The organism is Pyxidicoccus sp. M6, assembly GCF_055568925.1.
Map to the genome: position 1 here is coordinate 1092851 of NZ_CM145714.1, position 22947 is coordinate 1115797.

The 22947-nt window shown below is 70.6% G+C and carries 19 protein-coding genes; 7 read left to right on the forward strand and 12 right to left on the reverse strand.

Features of this window, described 5'->3' with window-relative positions:
- The first annotated feature begins 8 nt into the window (after positions 1-8).
- From ACVTJA_RS04660 to ACVTJA_RS04675, 4 genes are read left to right on the forward strand one after another with little or no spacing between them, the layout of a single operon-like run.
- Positions 9-620, forward strand: a complete 612-nt coding sequence (locus ACVTJA_RS04660; protein ID WP_465834125.1) for a DUF1175 family protein — start codon at positions 9-11, stop codon at positions 618-620.
- The gene (locus tag ACVTJA_RS04665; RefSeq protein ID WP_465834126.1) at positions 617-2206 is read left to right on the forward strand and encodes a hypothetical protein; all 1590 of its coding nucleotides are present in this window, start codon (positions 617-619) and stop codon (positions 2204-2206) included. Before ACVTJA_RS04660 ends, ACVTJA_RS04665 begins: the two co-directional genes overlap by 4 nt.
- On the forward strand, positions 2203-6924 hold the full coding sequence (locus ACVTJA_RS04670; RefSeq protein ID WP_465834128.1) for an alpha-2-macroglobulin family protein: 4722 nt from the start codon (positions 2203-2205) through the stop codon (positions 6922-6924). The genes ACVTJA_RS04665 and ACVTJA_RS04670 overlap by 4 nt, the downstream gene beginning before the upstream one ends.
- A gap of 3 nt (positions 6925-6927) precedes the next feature.
- Positions 6928-9165, forward strand: coding sequence for a SpoIID/LytB domain-containing protein (locus ACVTJA_RS04675; RefSeq protein WP_465834130.1), 2238 nt, complete (start codon positions 6928-6930; stop codon positions 9163-9165).
- Between the two features lie 42 nt (positions 9166-9207).
- On the opposite strand, the gene ACVTJA_RS04680 is transcribed toward ACVTJA_RS04675, so the two are convergent.
- The 12 genes from ACVTJA_RS04680 to ACVTJA_RS04735 form a co-directional block, all read right to left on the reverse strand.
- The gene (locus ACVTJA_RS04680; protein ID WP_465834132.1) at positions 9208-10020 is read right to left on the reverse strand and encodes a hypothetical protein; all 813 of its coding nucleotides are present in this window, start codon (positions 10018-10020) and stop codon (positions 9208-9210) included.
- A 276-nt stretch (positions 10021-10296) separates the two neighbouring features.
- Positions 10297-10791 (reverse strand): ubiquitin-conjugating enzyme E2, encoded by a 495-nt coding sequence (locus tag ACVTJA_RS04685; RefSeq protein WP_465834134.1) that lies wholly within the window; start codon positions 10789-10791, stop codon positions 10297-10299.
- A complete protein-coding gene (locus ACVTJA_RS04690) occupies positions 10788-11852 on the reverse strand; it encodes a trypsin-like peptidase domain-containing protein (RefSeq protein ID WP_465834135.1) in 1065 nt (354 codons plus the stop codon). The genes ACVTJA_RS04685 and ACVTJA_RS04690 overlap by 4 nt, the downstream gene beginning before the upstream one ends.
- A 3-nt stretch (positions 11853-11855) precedes the next feature.
- Positions 11856-12446 (reverse strand): RING finger protein, encoded by a 591-nt coding sequence (locus ACVTJA_RS04695; RefSeq protein WP_465834137.1) that lies wholly within the window; start codon positions 12444-12446, stop codon positions 11856-11858.
- Between the two features lies 1 nt (position 12447).
- Complete coding sequence (locus tag ACVTJA_RS04700; protein WP_465834139.1) at positions 12448-13797, reverse strand: FHA domain-containing protein; 1350 nt, start codon at positions 13795-13797, stop codon at positions 12448-12450.
- Entirely contained in the window at positions 13794-14972 is a 1179-nt protein-coding gene (locus tag ACVTJA_RS04705; protein ID WP_465834140.1) for a M67 family metallopeptidase, read from the reverse strand. The genes ACVTJA_RS04700 and ACVTJA_RS04705 overlap by 4 nt, the downstream gene beginning before the upstream one ends.
- A complete protein-coding gene (locus tag ACVTJA_RS04710; protein ID WP_465834142.1) occupies positions 14969-16141 on the reverse strand; it encodes a ThiF family adenylyltransferase in 1173 nt (390 codons plus the stop codon). The genes ACVTJA_RS04705 and ACVTJA_RS04710 overlap by 4 nt, the downstream gene beginning before the upstream one ends.
- Complete coding sequence (locus tag ACVTJA_RS04715; RefSeq protein WP_465834144.1) at positions 16138-16419, reverse strand: EsaB/YukD family protein; 282 nt, start codon at positions 16417-16419, stop codon at positions 16138-16140. The genes ACVTJA_RS04710 and ACVTJA_RS04715 overlap by 4 nt, the downstream gene beginning before the upstream one ends.
- A 28-nt stretch (positions 16420-16447) precedes the next feature.
- Entirely contained in the window at positions 16448-16936 is a 489-nt protein-coding gene (locus ACVTJA_RS04720) for a hypothetical protein (protein ID WP_465834146.1), read from the reverse strand.
- On the reverse strand, positions 16933-17325 hold the full coding sequence (locus ACVTJA_RS04725; protein ID WP_465834147.1) for a hypothetical protein: 393 nt from the start codon (positions 17323-17325) through the stop codon (positions 16933-16935). Before ACVTJA_RS04725 ends, ACVTJA_RS04720 begins: the two co-directional genes overlap by 4 nt.
- A gap of 252 nt (positions 17326-17577) precedes the next feature.
- A complete protein-coding gene (gene ahcY, locus ACVTJA_RS04730; RefSeq protein WP_465840308.1) occupies positions 17578-19056 on the reverse strand; it encodes an adenosylhomocysteinase in 1479 nt (492 codons plus the stop codon).
- 42 nt (positions 19057-19098) lie between these two features.
- Positions 19099-20043, reverse strand: a complete 945-nt coding sequence (locus tag ACVTJA_RS04735; RefSeq protein WP_465834149.1) for an ArsR/SmtB family transcription factor — start codon at positions 20041-20043, stop codon at positions 19099-19101.
- A gap of 262 nt (positions 20044-20305) precedes the next feature.
- Between ACVTJA_RS04735 and ACVTJA_RS04740 the strand changes: the two genes are divergently transcribed.
- From ACVTJA_RS04740 to ACVTJA_RS04750, 3 genes are all read left to right on the forward strand, one after another.
- Positions 20306-20971, forward strand: a complete 666-nt coding sequence (locus ACVTJA_RS04740; RefSeq protein WP_465834150.1) for a DUF4142 domain-containing protein — start codon at positions 20306-20308, stop codon at positions 20969-20971.
- A gap of 152 nt (positions 20972-21123) precedes the next feature.
- Positions 21124-22083, forward strand: coding sequence for a hypothetical protein (locus ACVTJA_RS04745; RefSeq protein WP_465834152.1), 960 nt, complete (start codon positions 21124-21126; stop codon positions 22081-22083).
- Between the two features lie 13 nt (positions 22084-22096).
- A complete protein-coding gene (locus ACVTJA_RS04750; protein ID WP_465834153.1) occupies positions 22097-22849 on the forward strand; it encodes an ATP-binding cassette domain-containing protein in 753 nt (250 codons plus the stop codon).
- Positions 22850-22947 lie beyond the last annotated feature (98 nt).

Consider the following 22947-nt stretch of genomic DNA (forward strand, 5'->3'; position numbering starts at 1 on the left):
CACACCCCATGCTCGCCCTGCCTCTACTCCTGTTGCTCCAGGTCGCGCCCGCGCCTCAACCGCGCGACACGCGGCCGGAGGCCATCGCGCCCGAGACGCGCGACGTGCTGCTGCGCCGTCAGGTGGCGCGCGTGGCGCTGGCGCAGGTGCGCAAGCAGGACGATGCGTGGCACCCGGACCAGCGAGACTGCGCGGGCCTCATCCGCTTCGCCTTCCGCACCGCGTACAAGAACGTCTCCCCGGAGCGGCTCTCGAAGCCGCTGTGGAAGAACGACCGCGGCCAGCCCGTGGACTTCGCGGACGCGGAGACGCTCCTGCAACAGAGTTTCACGGCGCTGGGCCGTGACGAAGCCGCGCGCGACTCGGTGCGCACGGGCGACATCCTCGCCTTCCGCCAGGAGCACGACTCCGGCCCCGTCTTCCACCTGATGCTGGTGGTGCGCCCGGAGGACCGGGCCCACGCGCCGGCTCGCGTCGTCTACCACCCGGGGGAGAAGGGCGCCGCGGTGCGCACCGGCCTCCTCCAGAACCTTGCCACCGAGGCGCCGCTGGAGTGGCGCCCGGTCCCGAACAACGCCGGCTTCCTCGGCTTCTTCCGCTTCAAGGAGTGGATGCCATGACAACTCCGTCGAGCCCGCCCCCGGCGGCTCCGCCTCCCCGGCAGGGCCCGCCCAAGGCCCTCCTCATCGGGCTGCTCACCGTCCTCGTCGGCGCCGCCGTCGCGGGCGGCTACCTGCTGGGCCGCCGTGGCAAGTCCGGTGGCTCCGGCGGCGGCGCACCGCTCATTACCGGTGAGCGCCAGGGACCGCCCAGCGCGGGCGCGGAAGTGGAGGGCATGCCCGAGACCCAGGTCGCCACCATGGAGGTGCCCGGCACCGCCGCGCCCGCCGCCGTCTGGGTGGACGTGCACCACCCCGGCAAGGTGCGCCAGGCGCTCGCGGGCAACGCGTGGCTGAAGGAGCAGCTCGGCAAGCCGCTGGGCCAGGGCTTCGTGGGCGGATGGGCCGCGTTCTTCGGCTCCACCGGCGAGGACCTCAAGGCCGAGTTCAAGGGCGCCGTGCTGGACCTCGTCGCCAACCAGCTCCTGGACGCGCCGTTCCGCGTGGTCTGGTTCGCCGGTGACGCGCGCGCGAGCACGCCCGCCTTCATCGTCCCCAAGCCCGGCGGCGCCACGACGTCCGCGTTCGACGCGCTGGACAAGGTGGCCAACCGCGGCGGCATGAATGCCGCGAGCTGCCCCGGCGGCACCGCCGGCACGTACGAGATGAAGCGCTGGCTGGTGGCGGAGCAGACGCTGTGGGCGGCGCGCACCGAGGACCGCATGGTGCTCGCCCGTCACCCGGTGGCGGTGCTGGAAGGCCTGTGCACGCCGCTCCCCGAGCTGAAGGCCGAGGACACCGTCGACGTGGAGCTGGGCTTCGACCCGGACGCGTACGGCCGCGAGGTGCAGCTGCTCACCAGCATCGTCGGCGTCGCCCCGGGCGCGCGTCTCCAGTTCGGCGTGGAGGGCAACCGGCTCGTCGGGCGCGGCATCGCCGGTGAGCTGATGGACGGCCCCGCGCGCCTGGACGCGGCGCCGCTGTCCGACGATTTGCTCAAGCTCGTCCCCGAGGACACGCCAGTGCTGCTCGCGCTCCACCTCAAGCTGCCGGAGTCGCTGGAGCCCGAGGCGCTGAAGGAGTTCTGGCAGGAGGGCGGCGGCAAGGGCGCCACGCGCACGCGCCAGGTGGCGCTGGTGTGGACGCCGCGCGGCGACGCGTCGCTGCCGGTGGAGATGGCCGTCCTCTGGGGCCGCCCCGAGGACAAGGCCGCGCTGGAGGGGCTGTTCTCCGACGGCTACAACCGGCTCGTCTCTGGCACGGCGTGCAACCACGTGGTGCTGGCGTCCAATGCGGCGGAGCTGGAGCGGCTGACGAAGGCCTGCGAGGGCAAGACGCCCAACCTGCTCAACGCGGCGGGCCCGGTGGTGGCGGGCTTCCGCGCGCCCACGTCGGTGGCCTTCGGGGTGAATACGGGACGGCTGCTCAGCGGCCTCACCATGGACGGCTTCTGGTCCGAGTCCCGCGTGGGGCGCAACGCGCCGATGCCGAAGTCGGCGCCCCCTGAAATCGAAGCGGCGCGGCGCGACCTGGAGTCGCTGCCGTACCTGGGCCTGCGCGGCACCGTGCAGGGCGATTCGCTGGTTCCTGGAGGTTTCGGGTCATGAAGACCTTTGCTCGTTACATGGCGCTGACCGCGCTGGTGCTCTCCGGCGCGGCCGCGGCCAAGCCGCTCTACATCACCGTGCCGCGCTCCTATGGCACGCAGGAGCCGGTGGCCGTCGACGTGGCCTTCGAGGACAAGGGCCCCGTGGAGCTGCGCGTCCTCAAGCCGGACAACCTGGACGCCTTCATCCGCGCGCAGGGCGACTTGCGCCGCGCGTACCAGACGCCGCCCACGCTGAACAACCCGGGCCGCGCGCTCAGCCGCGGCCTCAACGCCGTCAACGCGCCGGGCATGTGGCTGCTCGACACGCTCAACCCGTCCTTCCGCTCGAAAGTCGGTGACGTGCTGCCCAAGCCGCCGGACGTGCCGGGCTCGGGCGAGCCGCTGGCCAAGGTGGCGGAAGGCCCGAAGAAGCTCGTCGGCGTGCCGCCGGGCTTCACCGTGGCGCGCAGCCAGTGGCTGAACCTGGACCTGGGTGGCGCGGACCGCGACTTCAACGTCCCCGGCTTCAACACCTCGGGTGACAGCAGCGGTTTCCAGGAGCGCCGCGTGGTGCTCGCGCCGCTGCCGGCCGGCACCTACGTCCTCCAGCTCGTGCAGGGCAAGGTGGAGGGGCAGGTGGTGCTCGTCGTCAGTGACTTGACGGTGCAGCTCAAGCAGACGGACGGCCAGGTGCTGGTGCGCATCGCGGGGAGAGACCAGAAGCCGCGCACGGGCGCGCAGGTGCAGGTGTACCTGCCCAAGGGCAAGGGCCCCGCCGGTACGACGGATGCGAAGGGCGAAGTCACCCTCGAAGTGAGCGAGCCACGCATCATCGCCACGGCCTCCGTGGAGGGTGACACGGCGATTGTCGACACGGACTTCTACTCCGCGCTGGCGGTGGCGCCGGACGTGTTCATCTACAGCGACCGGCCCATCTACAAGCCGGGCAACGAGGTGAAGTACCGCGGCCTCGTGCGCCAGCCGGACACGTTCCTCGCGCGCCTCTTCACGCCGAAGAAGCGCGAGGTGACGGTGAAGCTCGTGTCGCAGGAGGGCCGCGCCATCACCACGAAGGCCCCGGTGGACGAGTTCGGCGCCTTCAACGGCACGCTCAAGGTTCCGGACGATTTGGGCACCGGCGTGCTGCGCGTCGAGGCGGAGGTGGACGGCCAGCCGCACCAGGGCGAGGCGCGCGTGCAGGACTACGTGAAGCCCACGTTCTACCTGGAGGTGGACCCCGAGTCGGAGACGGTGGTGCCCGGCCAGACGTTGCGCGTGAAGGTGCGCGCGCGCCGCTACGCGGGTGGCACGCCCAACGGCGCGAAGTACGAGGTGTTCCTCTACCGCAGCCTGCTGGACGCGCCCGCGTGGGTGGATGACGCCGGCAAGGGCGGGGCGGGCAGCGCGGTGACGTACGGCTCCACCTCCAGCGCGGAGGGTAAGCTGAGCGTCCCCGAGCGCCTCTACTCCTCCGTCGCCGCGCGCGACGCGGGGGAGGACCCGTGGGCCAGCGCGAGCGCGTTCGACCCGAACGGCGAGGCGGAAATCGAAGTGGCCGTGCCGGCGCTGGCGGCGGGCGAGGAGCGGATTCCGTACCGGTACTCGCTCACCATCCGCGCGCGCGACGACCAGGAGACGTTCGCCAACTCCACCACCGCCTTCTTCCTGTCGAAGGTGGAGGTGCTGGGTGTGGCGCGGTACTCGGACGCGGTGGTGGCCAAGGGCGGTGAGGCGACGCTGGCCGTTCGCGCCACCACGCTGTCCGGCAAGCCCTACGGCGTCACGCAGGGCGAGGTGGAGTTCGTGTCGCGCAAGGCGGACGGCGCGGAGAAGAGCCTGGGCAAGCGCTCCTTCACCACGGCGGCGGACGGCACGCACCGCGAGAAGGTGCCCACGTCGGAAGTCGGCGCGGTGCTGGCGCGCGTGGTGGTGAAGGACAAGAAGGGCGAGACGTGGGAGGGCGAGGAGTCGCTGCTCGTCATCGGCGCGGCGGACGAGCCGGTGGCGCAGGTGCCCAACCTCACGTTGGCCTCGCTGTCCGGCGTGCTGGAGCCGGGCGACACCGCGCGGCTGGTGGCGCTGATGCCCGATGGTTGGGGCCCTGGCGGTCGTGACTCGGGCCCGGTGTGGGTGACGCTGACGGGCGCGAGCCTCTACAGCACGCAGGTGGTGGAGCTGTCCGGCCGTACGCTGGTGCACAGCTTCGACGTGGAGAAGCGCTTCGGCAGCGCGGTGTACGCGTCCGTGGCGTACCCCACGGCGACGGGCCGCTGGGAGGAGCGCACGGTGGCGTTCCGCATCGTCCCGCGCGAGCGCACCCTCACGGTGGAGGTGCAGTCCCGCCGCGCCGAGGCCGCGCCGCTCACCGAGCAGACGTTGGACCTACGCGTGCTGGACTCCGAGGGCCGTGGCGTGGTGGCGCAGGTGTCCGTGGGCGTGGTGGACAAGGCCGTCTACGCCATCCAGAGCGAGTTCCGCCCCAAGGTGCTCGACTTCTTCTACCCGCCGGCGCGCAACAACGTGTCCAACTTCTTCTCCTCCGAGTTCCAGGGCTACGGCTACGGCGAGGAGCTGGCGCGGAAGATGGCGGGCCTGCCCGACCATGCCTTCGCGTCCATCAAGCCGCCCACCCGCAACGCGAAGGATTTGGAGAAGGACACCGCGCACTGGGACCCGGGAGTGGTGACGGACCGCGACGGCCGCGCGACGGTGCGCTTCACGCTGCCGTCCAACCAGACGCTGTGGGTGGTGACGGCGGTGGCGGCGGACACGTCCGGCCGCTTCGGCGAGGGCACCTCCGAGTTCGCCACGCGCGGTGGCCTCAACCTCTACGCCGCGCTGCCGCAGTTCCTCCGTGAGGGCGACGAGGCCCTGGCCTCGGTGCGCCTGTCCGCGGGCGAGAAGTCCGAGGGCAGCCAGCTCCTCGACGTGAAGCTGGCGTCGCTGGGCTCGCTGAAGGCGGACCAGCAGCAGCACAAGGTGGAGCTGGCCAAGGGCGGCGAGCAGGTGGTGCCGGTGACGCTGAAGGCCACCACCACGGGCGCCGCGCAGCTCGCGGTGGACGTGACGGGCGGCAAGGACCCGCTGAAGGACCGCAAGGTGTTCGCGGTGGCGCCAGCCGCGGTGGAGGACACCGTGAAGGTGAGCGCCTGGGGCGGCGGCGCGCTGGAGGTGCCCGCGGCGAAGGAGGCGAAGCTGGCCAGCGTGGAGCTGGTGCTCCAGCCGTCGATTGTGGACGCGGCGCTCACCAACGTGCGCGAGCTGCTGACGTACCCGTACGGCTGCCTGGAGCAGCTCGTGTCCACCACCGTGCCCAACGTGGCGGTGTACCAGGTGCTCCAGCAGGCGGGCGCGCTGTCCAAGCTGGACACGGACACGCAGGCGCTGCTGGCCGAGGCGCGCAGCCGCTCGGTGCAGGGCACCACGCGCATCCTCAACCTCTCCGTGAAGGGCGGCGGCTTCACCTGGTTCGGCGGCTACGACACGCCGAGCGTGCCGCTGACGCTCATCGCGCTGGACGGCCTGGCGTACGCGGCGGAGGCGGGGCTCGTGGACCGCAACGACCCGCGCATCCTCGACAGCTCGCGCTGGCTGGAGGCTCAGGAGGGACTGCCTCCCGAGTACGACGCCACGCGCGCCTACGTGCTCGCGCGGCTGGAGGGTCCGAAGCAGGCGGCTCGCGTCCGCGCGCTGGTGGAGGGCGCGGAGGGCGGTGACCTGTACCCGCTGGCGCTGGCGGTGCTGGCCGCGGAGAAGGCGGGCATCATGAAGGAGCCGGCGCTGCAGGCGCGCATCAACTCGCTGGTGTCGAAGAGCGCGCAGGGCTTCGCCACGCTGGCCGCTTACAAGCCGGGCCAGGAGATGGAGATGAACGAGGCGTTCTTCCGCTTCCCGCTGCGGCGCGTGGGCATGACGGCCATCGCCGCGCACGCCGCGTCTTTCGGCACGCTGGACCTCACCCGAGCCCGCCGCCGCATCCTCGAGATGCTGTCCGAGCCGGACCTGTCCACCTTCGACCGGAGCACCGCGCTGCTGCACTCGCTGTGGCTGCTGGAGCGCGACGCCAAGGCCTTCCGCGGCATGCAGCCGCCGGAGGTGAAGGGCGTGAAGGGCGACGTGAAGTTCGCGCCTCGGGGCATGGGCCTCGTGGCCGTGCTGGAGCCGGGCACGCGCTCGGTGGACGTGGGCGGCTTCGACGGCGTGGCCACGCTGCAGGCCACGGCCCTCACCCCGCTGCCGGCCGTGCAGACCAAGGCCGAGGGCATGTCCATCCAGCGCAGCTACTACGCGCTGCGCGAGGGCGGGAAGGTGAAGCTCAACCCGGGCGACACCGTGTCGCAGGGCGAGGAGGTCTACGTGGAGCTGACGCTGGACGCGCGCGGGGAGAACCGCGTGCGCTCGGCGTACTACGTGGTGGAGGACGCGGTGCCGGCGGGCTTCGTGCCGCTGCAGGAGGACAAGGCCTTCCGCGGTCCTCCGCACTCGCTGCCCCTGGTTCCCGAGGCGCTCCGCCGCCGCGTGCTGAACCCGGAGCGCGCAACGTTCTTCTTCGAGGAGCCGGCGTGGTGGAGCAACAGCCCGCGCACGGTGGGCTACGTGCTGCGCGCGCAGTTCCCCGGCACCTTCTCCGCGCCGCCCGCCACCATCGAGGACATGTACGCCGCCAGCATCCACGGGCGGACGGCCGCGGACTCGCTGAAGGTGGTGCCCTCGAAGAAGAGCACGGGCGACCTGTAGCTCATGGTGTGGGCCGCCACGGTGGCCGCGCTGCTCGCGGCCACCCCCACCTTCGTCACCCGCGGTGACGTGACGCCGGAAGCGGAGCTGCGCCGCGAGGCGGAGTCCGGGTGGAGCACCCTGGAGGCCCGCTACGTGGCGGAGGCGGGCGGTGCTCCGGCGAAGGCGCCGGGCACCATCCTCCTGGAGCGAGGCACGGCCCTGGCCCCCGAGCGCAACGCGCAGGGCCGGCCGGGCCGCGTGGAGCTGAGGCAGAACACGCCGGGCGTGCTGGACGAGCGGCTGCGCGTAGCGCTGCGACATGAGCTGGCGCACCAGTTCCTCTGGTGGGCCTGTCCCCAGTCCAGCGAGGACCGGCTGTTCCACGAGGCCTTCGCCGTCGCGCTGAGCGGCGAGCTGGCCGCGTGGAGGGACGCGCCGTACCAGTCGCTGTCGAAGGCGGCGTCGGAACTGGCCTCGGCGCCGGCGGTGGACACGCCGAGAGCCCGGCGTGCATTGGCGCGGCTGTTGAACGAATCCGTGGGCTTTCCCAGCGCGCTGTCGAAGAGGCTGCGCCAGTGCCAGGACGGGGCGCGGTGGGTGGTGCCGCTGTCCGTCGATGAGCTGGCGGACGTGGAGGTGCGCGCGGCCGGGCCGGCCACGGTGGTGCTGAGCCGTCACTCCGGCGAGGTGCTGCTGGCCGAGGGTGACGTACGGCGCGCGCTGCCGTATGGCTCGACGCTGAAGCCATTCCTCTACGCGGCGGGCACGGACCACCCGGTGCTGTCGCCGCGCACGGGCGTGCAGGAGTGGGCCTGCGGGCCGAACCTGCCCGAGAAGGTGGACGCGCGCATCGCGCTGCTGCGCTCGTGCAACGGGTACTTCCTGGACTGGGAGGCGAAGGGCTCAGCGCCGAAGGCCTTCGGTGCGTGGGGCCCGGTGCTGAGCGCGGTGGGGCTGACGGGGACGCCGCAGGACATGGCGGATGCGATTGGCCTGCGCTCCACGCTGGCGCTGTCGCCGTGGGGGCTGGCGCAGGCGTATCGACTGTTGGCGGAGGCTCGGCCGGACGTGCTGGCGCTGCTGTCGGACAACGTGGCGCGCGGCACGCTGTCGGAGTTGCCCGTGTCGAAGGCGCTGATGGGCGTGGCCACCAAGACGGGCACGGTGCGAGACGCCGCGAGCCGGCCGCAGTACGGGTGGATTGCCGCCATGGACGCGGACCTGGTGCTGGTGGCGGTGCGGCCGGGGAAGATGCCGCGCGCCTTCGCGCAGGAGATTCCGGAGCTGCTCTTCCGCGTGCGCCGGCAGGCCGGGCTGGAGGCCGCGCGAGTGCAGGTGCTGGGGTTGTTGCCCTCGAAGGACGTGGAGGCACAGTGTTCCGGTGCGGGCTTCTCGCTGGAGGGAGGCACGCCGCGAGCCGCGCCGCCGCAGTGGTCGCGGCTGGAAGGGCTCACCGCACGCGGACCGGCGCTGTGTCTGGGAATGCCGTGGCGCGTGCGTTTCCCCAAGGGGCCGGAGCAGGGCAGGGACTACGCGGGAGTCTTCACGTGGTCCACGCCGCCGCCGTACCGGCCGCCTCCGGGCGTGCCCACGTCACCGAGCGCGATGAAAGCGCGGCGTGGCTCCGACTTCGTCTTCCGCACCACGCGCCTGCAATACACGGCGGGCGTGGTGGCGGCGGAGGACGTGACGCTGAAGGGCGAGGCGCGCGTGGCACTGGCGCGGGTGGTGGCGCACAACGAGCAGCACAGCCGTCACCCGGGCCGGCCCGTCTGCGACACTACGCACTGTCAGGCCTTCCGAGGCACCGTGCGCGTGCAGCGCGATGACGCGAAGGCGATGGGCCTGCCGAAGCTGAAGTGGGACGAGTGGCTGCTCTTCTCGCAGGGCGGGGAAGAGCCGTGGAGGGAGATGCGTCCGCGCGTGGACGTGGAAGGACTGGTGGGCCGCACGCTGGTGTCGCTGCGCTTCGAGAAGGGGCGCGCGCTGTTCATCCTCACGAAGACGGAGGGTGACTCGACGTTCGAGTCCGGGGGCTCGCTGCCGTGTGACCTGCTGCGCTCCGGATTGAAGCTGCCGTCGTGTCCGCGCACGGCGTCGTTCGACGGCCCGAGCATCGTCTTCGAGGGGCGCGGCCGGGGCCACGGCGAGGGCCTGGACGTGGAGGCCGCGAAGGCGAGTGGCCTCGACAGCGACACGATTCTCCACGAGGCCTACGGCCGCCAGCGCCCGGTGCCGAAGGACGACACCGGGAGCTGAGCGCCGGGCGGGAACGCACACCCGCCCGGCGCGGAAAGCCAACTACTGCTTCGCCGGGACGATGGACTCACCCAGGATGGTGAAGTCGCTCGCGGCTGCCTTCACGTCGATGCCGGAGAAGCTGGTGTACGGGTACGCGCCGTCACCCACCTCCTCGACGAACTCGAGGTAGTCGCCGCTGATGCGCTTGCCATTCGCGTCCACCGTGAACGTGCCCGGCGCACCGCGGAAGCTCCACACGCAGGCCCCCGTGGTGATGGGGTCCAGCGCGTCGATGGACGTGTGGTTCTTGAAGCCGATGTCGATGCGCGTGAGGCCGATATGGAGGTTGTACCACCAGCCACCCACCGAGTAGTCGATCTCCCAGCGCTGCCCCAGCACGAGCCGGCCGTTCGAATACACATTCACCCGGTACGCCGAGCCACCCGGCGAGCCCGTGAACGAGGGCGAGAAGCTGACCCCGTCCTTGTCACTCGTCAGCCCGACGCGGAGCGAGCTGACCACCTGCGCGCCGTCCCGCGCCGCCAGCGTGAAGCCCTGGCCCTTCGCGCCGAGACCGCCGATGTCGGCCGTCAGGTTCCAGCTCGCCGCACCCGCGAACTCGCTGGAGAAGCCATCCGTCTTCACGTCCGCCAGCCCGGAGACGGCGATGCCCTTCGTGGTGCGCGTCAGCGTCGCGCGGCCCGTCGCGCAGTTCTTGATGCCCTCGGAGCCCTGAATGCACTGCTGCTCGGCCTTCGCTTCCTGCGTCGCGAGCGAATCACCCGCGGGCGTCTGCTCTTCGCCCTGGCAACCCGCCGCCGTCAGGCTGAAGAAAGCCGCCGCCAGAAGGCGGCCCGTCATCTTGCTGTTCATGGATGAAACCTCTCTCGTTGGGGGGATGACTGCACACCGGGTCCGCGCTGAAGACCCGGCTCGCGCGCAGTGCACCCTTCGCGCCACGACCGCCGCGATGCGTTGCCCCCGTCTGGGCAATGCCCATCGCCACGAGAGAAGCCCGCGCGAAAGTGGCGCGGGCCGTTACAGCTTCACGCCCTGCGTAACCTTCCGCGCCACAGCTTCAGGCACACGCAGAGTGAATCACCCTTCATGTTGCACAACCCTGCCAGCCGCCTGGCGGAGCCCCATGCCTCAGGACGACGCGCTCTGCGGCGAAGGAGCCCCGTCCATCCGCGCGGCGAGGTCGACGCGCTGGATGGGCAACTGGGCCATGTTCTCCTCGGCCCAGCGCGCGGCCGCGCCGTTGAGCGGGCTCTTCACGTTGTAGCTCTGGAACGTAATCAGTTCGCCGATGCGCACGATGAGCGCCGCCAGCGACTCGCCCGCGCTCCAGTGGTCGCCGATGCAGATGGCATGCGGGGCGATGTTGGGGTGGAACACGGGCGTGAGCATCCGGCACTGCGGCGCCTGACGCGGGTACCCCAGCGTGAGGAACACCTCCACCAGGTGCTCGCTCTTCGGCACCACCTGTTCGCCCTGCATCACCAGGCCCTGCACCCGGTACTCCAGCTTGTAGCGCTCGGGAGGGTCTCCCGCCGCTTCGAGCACGCGGATGTAGGGGTGGTCGGCGAAGCTGCTCATGACCATGCGATGGTCCGCGACCAGCCGACGGTGTCTCACATTCATCGGGCGCTCCCTTCCTCCGAAGATGTTGGCACGAGCCCGCGCAGCGAGGCATCTGCCCCGCGCAGCGCCTCGGTGATGGTCTCCACGCTGATGGCGAACCCCAGGCCCTCGGAGCGCGTGCGCTCCACCGCCCAGGTGTTGATGCCGATGAGGCCCCCATCCGAGGAGTACAACCCGCCACCGCTGTTCCCCGGGTTGATGGCCGCCTGCACCTGATACACGCGGCCTTCCAATGGGCCCATGGGCAGACGCCGCACCGCCGACAGCACGCCCACGGTGTACGTGGTGTCGTAGCCCAGCGGGTTGCCCACCGCGAACACACCGTCACCCACGCGCGCCGCGTGGCGGGCATTCAGGGGCATCACCTCGTCGCGGCGCTCATGTCCCGAGCGCGCCTCCACCACGGCCAGGTCCACCCCGTCCGGGCCCAGCCACAGGACGCGTCCCTCCACGTCCTCTCCGTCGTGGAAGGCGACGCGCAGGGCCGCGCCCTGGCCGCAGTCCGCCACGTGGCGGTTGGTCAGGAGCAGCGTGCGGCCGTCACCGCTCGCCACGTTGATGCCCGAGCCGAGGATGGACTCCCCGCCGCTGCACGTGAGGCGCACGTTGGCGAGCAACGCCTTGCGGATGTGCGGCGGCGCGTCCGTCAGCCCCTGTGCATTCGAGGTGAGCACCGACGGCGGAGTCGGGTGCGGACGGATGGCCGAGGGCGTGGAGAGCGTCCAGAAGAGGACGCCCATCCAACCCACGAACTCGACCGCTCCGACGAGCAGCCCCGCCAGCGCCATGCCCGAGCCGCGCACGTCCTCGCGCCCGTACAGCCGCGAGAGCGCCAGCGCTCCGCAGACGATGGCGATGGGGCCCAGGAGGCAGCCCGCCAGCGGAATGCCGATGAGCGACAGCACCAGCGCGCCCACCGCCAGCCGGTCCACGCGGGGCGGCTCTTCCTGGCGAGGCACTGCTGCGTAGCGCGAGGCATACAGGCGCGGCGGAGGCGGCGGCACGGCGCGCGCCACCTCTTCGGGCTCGATGCGGATGCGCTCGGACTCAGGGGCAGTCATGGCTCAGCGCCCGAGGAAGAGCGCCGCCAGCAGCAGCACGCTCGTGGTGACGGCCGAGGCGCCGAGCCCGAGCAGCGCCATCACCCGGCGCTGCGACGTCATCCGGCGCACCACGTCGCGGTTGCCCAGGTACCAGAGCCCGCCCAGCGTCAGCGTGAGCGGCGCCGTGCAGGGCACCAGCCCCGCCGCGAAGAGCACGAGCGCCGCGGTGCCCGCCGCCGCGCGGCGCTCGCTCACCTGGGCCTGGCTCTCCGCCTCGCCGGACGTCATCGGCTGGTCCGAGGAGAAGACGGCGCCACAGTGGCGGCAGCGCAGGGCGGCGACCTTTATCTGCTGCCCGCAGCCGGGGCACGCCTTCTCCTCCTGTCCCCAGTACGTGCGCGCGGCCACGGCCGTCTCGGCGGGCGTGGCGGACGGCATGTGGGCGCAGCCGTACTGCGCGCAGCCGCCATTCTCCGCCCAGCACTCGGCATGGAACGGCGACTGGCAGGCGGGGCAGGTGCCCACCGACTCCTCGGCCTGGATGCCCGTCTGGCAGATGCCGCAAAGGACGCCCGCGAAGCCGGCGGCGGACTGGGGCTGGAGCTCGGACACCTCAGCCCTCCTTCAGGTTGAGGACGAACACCGTCTTGCCCACGCGCACCTGGTCGCCCGAGGTGAGCCGAGCGCGAGACACGCGCCGGCCATTCACGAACGTGCCCGCGGGGCTCTTCTTGTCCTCCAGTTCGTAGCCCTCGCCCATCGCGTGGATGAGGGCGTGGGTGGGCTCCACCTCCGAGTCCTTGAAGAGGTACACGTCGCTCTTGGGCGAGCTACCCACCGTGGTGGGGCTCTTGAAGAGCACGAACTCCTTCCCCGCGAGCGGGCCGGTGAGCATCTTTATCCACGCCTCGCGAGCGACAATCTCCACCAGGCCAATCACCAGCCCCGTCACGAGCCCGATGACGCCGAAGCCCACGCCGCGGCTCAGCGATGCTTCACCGGTGCCGAAGCCCTGAAACAAGAGGTTGATGGGGTCGAAGAGCAGCCCGCCGAGCAGCGCCCCGGCCATGCCACCCACCAGCCCATTGATGAGCAGCTTGGACGAGCGCAGCGCCACACCCTGGCCCAGCCCCATCGCGGCCCCGGCCATCGCCCAGGCCACGCCGCGCACGCACATCTGCACCAGGAGCTGCGCCGTCGTCATGCCCTCCACGCCCTGTTCACCCAGTGACTCCACCAGCCTGGTGCCCAGGCCATACGTCAGGCCAGCCACGAACGTGGCCACGAGGCCCACCACCAGGCCCATGCCCAGTCCCACCGAGCCGCAGATGGCCGCGCGGTGGAACGCGCGCGACAGCAGCCCGTCCGCGGCGCCGATGAAGAGGCCCACGAATGCGGCGATGATGGCGAACGCAGAGAGGCTCGCGAGCCCGTCGCGGCGCTGCGCGGCCAGCAGGTCCACGGATGCCGGGGCCTCGGTGCCCTCCGGCAGCACCGTCACTTCATAGGCGGACACCGCCGTCACCTTCGGCTCGCTAATCGGGAAGCCCTTGATGCTCACCACCTGCCCCGGCGCGAGCGCCTGCGACGGCACCACCGCGCCATCCCGCTCGACGTGCGTCCTCTCCGGGCTCACCCACACCGTCACGCCGCCGACGGTGACCGAGGTAATCGGGCTGCCGGCCTCGGTGTGGTAGCCCGGGTTCACCTGCTCCACCCGCCCCTGGAGCTCCATCCCGTCCGTGAGGAAGGGCTCGATGACGGCCCACCCGGACAGCCCGCCCAGCAGGCCCGCCAGCGAGAGCGCGACATATGCGCGGTAGAAGAAGCCGGTGCGCTTGTCCTCCACGCGCTCCGGCGCCGGCGCCATGCCGAACGAGAGCTGCCGCGAGAGCGCCTCGTCCACCTGGGGAGACGAGAGCTCTTCGGGCGCAATGACAATCTTCTCGGCCGCACCCGTCATGGCGTACCTCCCACCTTCACCTTGGCGTTACCGACGCGGCGGCGACGGACGAAGAGCACGCCCACCGTGCCCAGCACGAGCGCCAGCACCGCGCCTCCCGCCACGAGCAGCACCCGCACCCGCGACATGGACTGCTGCGCGCCGGAATGCACCCCGGGCGGCGGAGCCTGCGGAGCGGGAGCCGGCTTGGGAGCCGTCGCCTCCGGTGCACGAGCCCCATTCGCGCCCTGCAACACGCCGAGCAGCGGGGCCGGCTGGCCGTTGGGCTGCATGAGCGAGACGCTCCGGTAGAGCACACCGTTGCGGTCGCGCACGATGTCGCCGCGCTCGGCCTCGAGCGGGACGATTTCGAGTCCCACCGCGGTGCCCGTCGCCGGGTCCTGGTCCAGCACGAGCATGTGCTGCGAGCGCCGCGCACCTTCCGCCGGACGGCCCATCAGGCCGCCATTCAGGTACAGGTAGCCGAGCACCAGCAGCGCCGAGGCCGCGACGGCCCACATGGGAATGGGGAACAGGTCCTTCGAGGGCGGACGGGCCGAGGCCTGCAGCGCCGCGGCGGCCCGGGTCAGCGCGTTCACCGCGCTCGCGAGGTCTCCACCTCCCTCGGACGTGGCGGCCGGCGTCGCGGCAGCGCCCAGCGGCTTGCGCTCGCGCCCGCCCAGCCAGTAGCGCTGCACCTGCTTCAGCTCGCCGGACATGCCGTGGAAGAAGCCCTCGGTGCCCGCGAGCGGGTCATACACGTACGCCACCTGGTGCGGCTGCGAGAAGAAGTTGCGGTGGATGAACGTGTCCATGTCGGACAGGAAGATGCCGAAGCCACCATGCGTGTGGTACCAGCCGACAATCTGCTCGTCGGGGTACTTCGCATCCATCTCCTTGTGGATGTGATTCCAGGTGTCGTGCGTGAAGGTGACCTGCGCGCCCTGCTGCTTGGCGGCCTCGCCGCGGATGACGGCGGTGATGTGCAGGTACTGTCCGTGCGCATCCTCCAGCAGGCGCCCCACCAGCACGCCGCACACCTCCACGTCCGGCTCGAGAATCGCGTGGCCGATGATTTGCGCGTAGGGCTGCTTCTCCACCGCGATGCGCAGCTCCCCCGGCGTGGGCGCGATGTCGCCTCCCGGGAAGCCGCGCACGGGCTGCTGTGTCTTTTCAGCCTTGGCTGCCTTGCTCATACGCCCCCCGTTTCCAAATCTCCGAGCACCCGCGCCCGGTCCCCGCTCAGCTCGAAACCCACCACGCGCTCCCCTTGCCGGCCGCTGACGACGTCCCACGCCGGCAGCCCGAGCTCCGCCAGGGTGAGGCCCAGGAAGTCCTCGTCGCCGCGCAGGCCGTGGAACAGCCTCGGCGCGCGGCGCGTCCCGCACGCCGGGCACACGCCGTCCGCCTCCGTCACCTGCGACAGCGGACGGAACATCCGCTCCTCGCGGCCGCACCCCGGGCAGTCGAGCCCCTGCATCAGCTCGCGGCCGAACTCCAGCACCGCGCCGGGCCCGAGCCTCTCGCGGGCCCAGCCCAGCGCCTCGCCGGCCTTCACGTCCGACGCCGAGCGCTGCACCTGCTCCAGTTGCGTGAGCGGGTCATGGCTCAGGCAGTCCGGGTTGCGCTGGTAGCGCGTGACGTACGACTGGTGCATCAGCCCGTCGAAGACGAAGCCCGCGCCGTCGAGCGTGGGCTGGCCGTGGAGCAGCTTCACCGCCTCCTGGCATTGAATGGCGGCGACGATGGACGCGGTGGTGGGCGTCGTCGGCACCTTGCCAATCTCTTCCAGCTGCCGGTTGAGCAGGCTGCACGAGCGGCGCTTTTCCAGCAGGCGCCAGTCCTGCTCGCTCATGGTGCACTCGTAGCAGGGCCCCTCGGGCGGAACGAAGACGCGGGCCACGCCCGACAGCACCTCGATGGCGCCGTCAATCCACGCGCGGCCCACGCGGTAGCAGTTGCGGTTGATGGCCAGGCGCGCCTCGCGGTTGTCCAGCGCGCCAATCACCACGTCCGCCCAGCGGAAGAGGCCCAGCCCCAAATCATGCACCACGTTGGCGCGCAGCGGGCGGACGCGCAGGTCGGGGTAGATGTCGCGGGCGCCCTCGGCCACCGCGTCCACCTTGGCCCGGCCCGCGTCCGAGGGGCGGAACAGCGGCGAGCGCGAGAGGTTGGACGTCTCCACGACGTCCATGTCCACCACGACCACCTGTCCCACGCCCAGCAGCGCGAGGTTCTTCAGCACCTCGTTGCCCAGCGCCCCGGCGCCCGCCACCAGCACGCGCGCGCGGGCCAGCCGCTGCTGGTCCCACCACTCAATCAGCTCGAAGCGGCTGAAGCGCCCCTCGTTCAGCTCCACCTTCACGAGCGCCGCGCCCCGGCCGTGATTTCCGGCTGCAGGCGGAGCACGTCACCCGGCTGCACCTTCGCGTCCGCGAGCGTCTGGGTGTCGAGCAACTGCATGCCGCTGCTCTTGTGGTGGAACTTGTAGCTCATGGGCTGCCCGTCCGGGCTCTGGCGCGGCAGGCGCATCTTCTCCACCAGCACCACCAGCACGCGATTCACCGGGGCGTCGTCCGGAAGCTCCACCTGCTGGCGCTTGGCTCCCGTCGCATCCCATACCTCGACCGTCATCATTCCCATCGGTTCGACTCCACGAGAGGGCAGGGCGCTACATGAAGAAGGCGCCGACGAGCGTGAGCAGCGAGAGGATGATGGTCAGCAGGGTGTTGGCGACGATGCCCACCATCGGCAGCATCGCGTTCGTCCCCCGGCTCAAATCACGCGCGATGAACGACAGCGTCACGCCGCCGAAGGCCGTAATCATCGCCGCCAGGCTCACGATGGTGGCGGCGGGCTCCTGAATCGCCTCGCCGCTCAGCACCGGGGCGAACATCATGACGCCCAGCAGGAACACCCCCAGCAGCGCGCAGCCCAGGCCGCCCAGGGCGTGCATCAGGGCCCCGTTGGAGCCACCAGTGCCCGGCCGCATGATGCAGGACGGACAGACGGAGCCCGACGCGAGGGTGAAGAGACAGACGCCGCAGTACGACTCACCGCAGCGGGTGCAGGCCTCGCGGCTCGCCACCGAGGGGTGGTTGCGGCAGGCCGTGGCCATGGGCTGGGAGTTGAACTGTCCGGCAGGAGCGCTCGTGGTCATCGCCCAATCCCCTTGAAGCGAATGAAGAGGCCGATAATCGAGGCGATGAACACCGCCGGAGCGATGACCAGCGCGGCGTTGGCCTTGCCCAACCCGCCGATGGTGCGGTCCGCCTCGATTTCCTTGCGCGCGTTGAGCGCGGCGCTGATGGCCATGGGGGCCACGATGACGCCGAAGCAGAAGATGCCGAGGAAGGCCAGCTTCAGCGCCCGGTTGGCCTCCTCCGACTCGCGCGTAGTCGTCAGCGCGGAGGCGGGGACCGCCATCGTCTTGCAGCCGCCGCAGTAGCGCGCGGCGCCCATCGGTACGAGGCAGTTTTCACAAAACGCCTCTGCGCAGCCGCCGCAGGTCGCGGCCGCCGCGATGGCTTCATGGTTCTGACAGTTCACTCCCCCTCCTCTGATAGCGGAACTTTATCCTTTACATGTTCGACTTATGTCAAGACAGACCCCGGTGATGGCTGGAATTGCGCTCACCGTATGTCTTGGGTGGGTCGACAATGCTTGGGGCGGGTCGAAAGACTCCCATCGGGAAAGCACGTGGCCGAGCAGTGAATGCGCTGCATCCTCCAAACGCACGAAGGCCCGGGCACCTTACGCAGGTACCCGGGCCTTCCTGACAGCCGCGTGGCTACAGCGGAATCAGTAGCGGTAGTGGTCCGGCTTGAACGGGCCCTCGACGGACACGCCGATGTACGAGGCCTGGTCGGGGGAGAGCTTCGTCAGCTTCACGCCGAGCTTGTCGAGGTGGAGCCGCGCCACCTCCTCGTCGAGCCGCTTGGGCAGCGTGTAGACCTTCTTCTCGTAGGCCTTGAGGTTGGTGGCCAGCTCCAGCTGCGCGAGGCACTGGTTGGTGAAGCTGGTGGACATCACGAAGCTGGGGTGGCCGGTGGCGCAGCCCAGGTTGAAGAGGCGGCCCTCGGCGAGGATGAGCACGCTCTTGCCGCTGGGGAAGGTCCACATGTCGTACTGCGGCTTGATGTTGGTGTGCTTGATGCCCGGCACCTTCTTCAGGCCCGCCATGTCGATTTCGTTATCGAAGTGGCCGATGTTCGCGACGATGGCCTTGTCCTTCATCTTGGACATGTGTTCGGCGGTGACGATGTCGCGGTTGCCGGTGGCGGTGATGAAGATGTCCGCCTTGCCCACCCAGTTGTCCATCGTGTCGACCTGGTAGCCCTCCATCGCGGCCTGCAGGGCGCAGATGGGGTCGATTTCCGCGATGATGACGCGGCAGCCCTGGCCCTTGAACGCCTGGGCGCAGCCCTTGCCCACGTCGCCGTAGCCGAAGACGACGGCCACCTTGCCGGACAGCATCACGTCTGTGGCGCGGTTGAGGCCGTCCACCAGCGAGTGACGGCAGCCATAGAGGTTGTCGAACTTGCTCTTGGTGACGCTGTCGTTGACGTTGATGGCGGGGAACAGCAGGGTGCCGGCCTTCTGCATGTCATACAGACGGTGCACGCCCGTGGTGGTCTCCTCGCTCACGCCGCGCACCTTGGGGGCCACGCGCTGCCAGAGCTTCGCGTCGCGCTGCTGCATGTCCTTCAGCAGGCCGAGGATGACGCCCCACTCCTCGGGCTCGGAGGCGGCGTTGAAGTCGGGGACCTTGCCGGCCTTCTCGAACTCCAGGCCCTTGTGCAGCAGGAGGGTGGCGTCACCGCCGTCGTCGACAATCTGGTCCGGGCCGGAGCCGTCGGGCCAGATGAGCGCCTGCTCCGTGCACCACCAGTACTCCTCCAGGTTCTCACCCTTCCAGGCGAACACGGGCGTGCCCTTGGGGTTCTCCACGGTGCCGCCCGTCTCGGGACGGCCCACCGCCACGGCGGCGGCCGCGTGGTCCTGCGTGGAGAAGATGTTGCAGGAACACCAGCGCACGTCCGCGCCCATGATGGACAGCGTCTCGATGAGGACGGCCGTCTGCACCGTCATGTGCAGCGAGCCCATGACCTTGAGGCCCTTGAGGGGCTTCGTCTGGCCATAGCGGGCGCGCAGCGCCATCAGGCCGGGCATCTCGTCCTCGGCCAGCATGATTTCCTTGCGGCCCCACTCGGCCAGGCTCAGGTCCTTCACCTTGAAGGCCGGCCGCGTGTCCGACTTCGTCTTCAGCGCAGTGCTCATCATCGACTCCAGGGGAGAGCTACGGGTTCAAGAGGCGCTTCTTCACTTCCTGCGGACCGCCACGGCGGACAGCAGCGCGGGGCCCTTGGCTGCGGGGTCCGCGGGGAGGGGGTGGATGCGGACGTCGGTGAAGCCCGCGTCCTTCAGCCAGCCGGAGAGCTGCTCCGGTTCGAAGCCCAGCCAGACGTGTCCCATCTGCTGCTGGTACTCGCGGCGCTCGTGCCGCTGCATGTCCACGAGGAGGATGCGGCCGCCGGGGACGAGCGCGCGCGCCGCTTCCGCCAGCACGGCCGGAGGCTCCGCCACGTGGTGCAGCACCAGGTGCAGCAGCGCCACGTCCAGCGTGCCGTCATCCACGGGGAGCGCGTGCAAATCCCCCCGGTGCAGCTCCACGTTGTCCAGGTTGCCCAGCCGCGCCTTCGCCGCCTTGAACATGGCGGCGGAGGACTCCACGGCGACGACCTTCTTCACGTAGGGCGACAGCATCTCCGACGTCTGGCCGGTGCCGCAGCCGAGGTCGCCCACGCGCCACGTGGGCTCGAAGAGGGCGAGGAGGCCGAGCACGTCGAAGCGCTCGCCGAAGAGTTCGCGGCGGAGCTTGTCCCACTTGCCCGCGGCGGTGGAGAAGAAGGCCTGGCTGCGGCTTTGTCGCTCGGCGAGCACGGGAGCGAGCCGGTGGTCGTCCTGCTCGGCCGCGAGCGCCTGGGACATCTGCTCGCGCGTCAGCGTCCACAGCCGCTTCGCCGCGGGGGGGAGCCCGTCCGCCATGTGGTACAGGCGGCTGGTGCCCTCGGGGCGCCACTCCACCCAGCCGTCATCCGCGAGCACCTTGAGGTGCCTGCTCACCGTGGACTGGGGGAGCTGGAGCACCGTGCATAGCTCCACCACCGTCAGCTCGTGCCGCTCCACCAGCCGCAACAGGCGCACGCGGGTGGGGTCGGCCAGCGACGTCATCCAGCCCAGTATGGCGGGGGCGGCGGCGCTCATGGGTGGTGGAGACTCAATCCGTTCATCCGGATGGAGTATTGATACGAGCCCGGCGTCCGGTCAAGCGGAACGTACGGGCGTGGGGTGCTCCTGAGAGGGACAGCGGGCGCGAGGCGGCGCTTCCCTCCGGGCAGGTGGGCGGGCGGACGGACTCCTGGTCCGCGCGTTCACGTCCCGAGGGGAGGTGCGGACAGGCGCGGGCGCGTTGGCGATGGTCCATGGTGGGGCCCACCTTCGGGCATGGCTTCGTCTGGAGGTGGACATGGCTGGAGTGCGTAACAGCGTTGGCGTGGCGAGCCTCTCGGCCGCGCTGGTGGTCGGTCTGCTGGTCGGGTGTGTGGCCCACGCGGAGGACGCGGAGAAGCGTGAGCGCAAGATTGGCGAGGCCGCGGCGGACCGCGAGGAGTACGTGGGGCAGCTCGTCGTCTTCGACGCGAAGCAGATTTCCCTCGGGAAGCTGGCGCTGGAGCACTCCCAGGACCCGCAGGTGCGCCAGTACGCGAAGAAGCTGGTGGAGGACCACCAGAAGCACCTGAAGGATTTGGAGACGTGGGCGGAGAGCAAGCGCATCGAGGTGGCGGCGGTGGACCTGTCCACCACGACGGAGGAGGGCACGGGCGGCTCCGGGAGCGAGGGCGTCCAGAAGGGTTACGAGGAGCGCAAGGCCGGCGTGGACAAGCGGCTCGACGAGGCCATCGAAGAGGCGAAGAAGGACGTGGGCGAGCTGCAGGGCAAGGAGGGCAAGGACTTCGACAAGGCCTTCCTCTCGCGCGTCATCGATGACCAGAAGGACGGGCAGGAGTTGGTGGGCGACGGGCTCGACACGTACCGCGCCGATGCGACGTTCGGCCTCCTGCTCAACCACACCAACAACGTCATCGAGAAGAACCTGGAGCGCGGGAAGCAGGTGGAGAAGGTCGTGGACTGACACGGCGGAGCGAAGATTGGGGCTCGTGCAGGGCCCCGTTGGGTGTTTCCGCCCAGGCGCAGTGTTGACGTCCACCGCGTGTGTACAGCGCTGGTCGCCGGCCCTCCGCGCGGGTTGACGTGGCTCGTGGTGGCGCTTAATCCCGGTGGCCTATGCGGACCGCTGCGTGGCTGCTGCCGGCGTACCTGTTGGGCGTGCTGTGCGCGTGCACGGCGCCCACGCCGAGGGTGCCTCCCGTGTCTCCCGAGGGCACCACGCCCGTGGGCCCGTTCGTCCCCGAGGCCCGTGCCCTGTTCGAGGGCTGCACGTCCGTTCCCGACAGCGCGGAGTCGCGCACGTACCGCTGCGGCGACGTGACGGTGTGGATGGCCGAGGCGAAGAGCGGGAGCCTCGAGACCATGCTCCAGCGGGCCCGCGAGCGAGTCACCGGGCGCCATGGGCCGGGCGTGGTGGAGGTGAAGGGAGAATTGCCGCTCGCGGGGAAGTCATGGCCCTCCATCCGCTTCGCCGCGTGCGCGAGTGTCGAGGTGGAGTGTCGCGCCGGAGGCTACGCCGTCGCGGTGACTCCCGGGGCGGGGCGATTGCGAGGGCTCGGGTGTATCGCGCGGGGGAATACACGGCCCCTGTTGGCGCGGTGTCTGGAGTTGCTCGAGTACACCGCGTCTCGAGGCAATCCCGAGGGCGATGTGTTGGATTCGGACGCGCTGGTGCAGCCGCCGCGCCTGCCATGGCGCGCGCTGGCTGTGCCGCAAGAGTGCCAGCTCGCCGTGTCCACCACGCGCGCGGGTCGCATCCGCTGCGGGGACTCGTCCTTCACGTGGAATGTCTACATGCCCGCGCGGACGGACGTGACGGCGCGCTGGAGGGACCAGGGCGTGGCGGAATTGGCGGAGGCGCTGCCGGGCGCGGGGGCGGTGGAGGAGGTGGCGTGCCGTCTGGAGAACCTGCCCGCGCGGTGCTCGCGCTTCACCGCGCCCACGGAGCATGGCCCGTTGGTGGTGTGGGCTGGGGCGGTGGAGTGGGAGGACCGCGCGCTCTTCGCCTCGTGTAGCTTCCTGGCCTCCGAAGCGCCGTTCCCCGCCGCCTGCAACGGCGCCTTCACCTTGCCCTGACCTTGGATTCCGCGTGTACGAACTGCAGGACGTATCCAAGCGCTTCGGCACCACGCAGGCGCTGCACCCGCTGAGCCTGCGCCTTCCCACCGGGCGCACCACGGTGCTGCTCGGCCCGAGCGGCTGCGGCAAGTCCACGATGGTGCGGCTGCTCAATGGCTTGCTGCGTCCGGACACGGGGCGCGTGCTCTTCGATGGGAAGCCATTGCCCTCGGAGGGGGACGCGCTGCTGGCCGTGCGCCACCGCGTGGGCTACGCGCTCCAGGGCGGCGGGTTGTTTCCGCACCTGACAGGCGAGGAGAACGTCACGCTCATGGCCCAGCACCTGCGCTGGGGTTCCGCGCGCACGCGTGAGCGATTGGATGCGTTGGTGGAGCTCACGCGGTTTCCTTCGGACGCACTGGCCCGGTATCCCGCGCAGCTTTCCGGGGGACAGCGGCAGCGCGTGGCGTTGATGCGCGCGCTGATGCTGGACCCGGATGTGTTGCTGCTCGACGAGCCGCTGGGCGCGCTGGACCCGCTGGTGCGGCATGAATTGCAGACGGATTTGCGCGCCATCTTCGCGCGGCTGCGAAAGACGGTGGTGCTGGTGACGCATGACCTGGCGGAGGCGGGCTTCCTCGGGGATGACATCCTCCTCATGCGCGATGGGCGCGTGGTGCAGCAGGGCGGGCTCGCGGACCTGGAGTCGCGACCGGCGGACCCGTTCGTCACCCGCTTCATCCAGGCACAGCGGCCCGTGCCCGGGGGAGGGGCGGCGGCGTGAGGACCTGGGTGTGGTTCTTCACGCTGTTGCTCGTCGCGTGCACCAGCGGTGAGGCGCAGCCTTCCGGTGACGGCGAGCCCACCGTGCGCGTGGGCTCC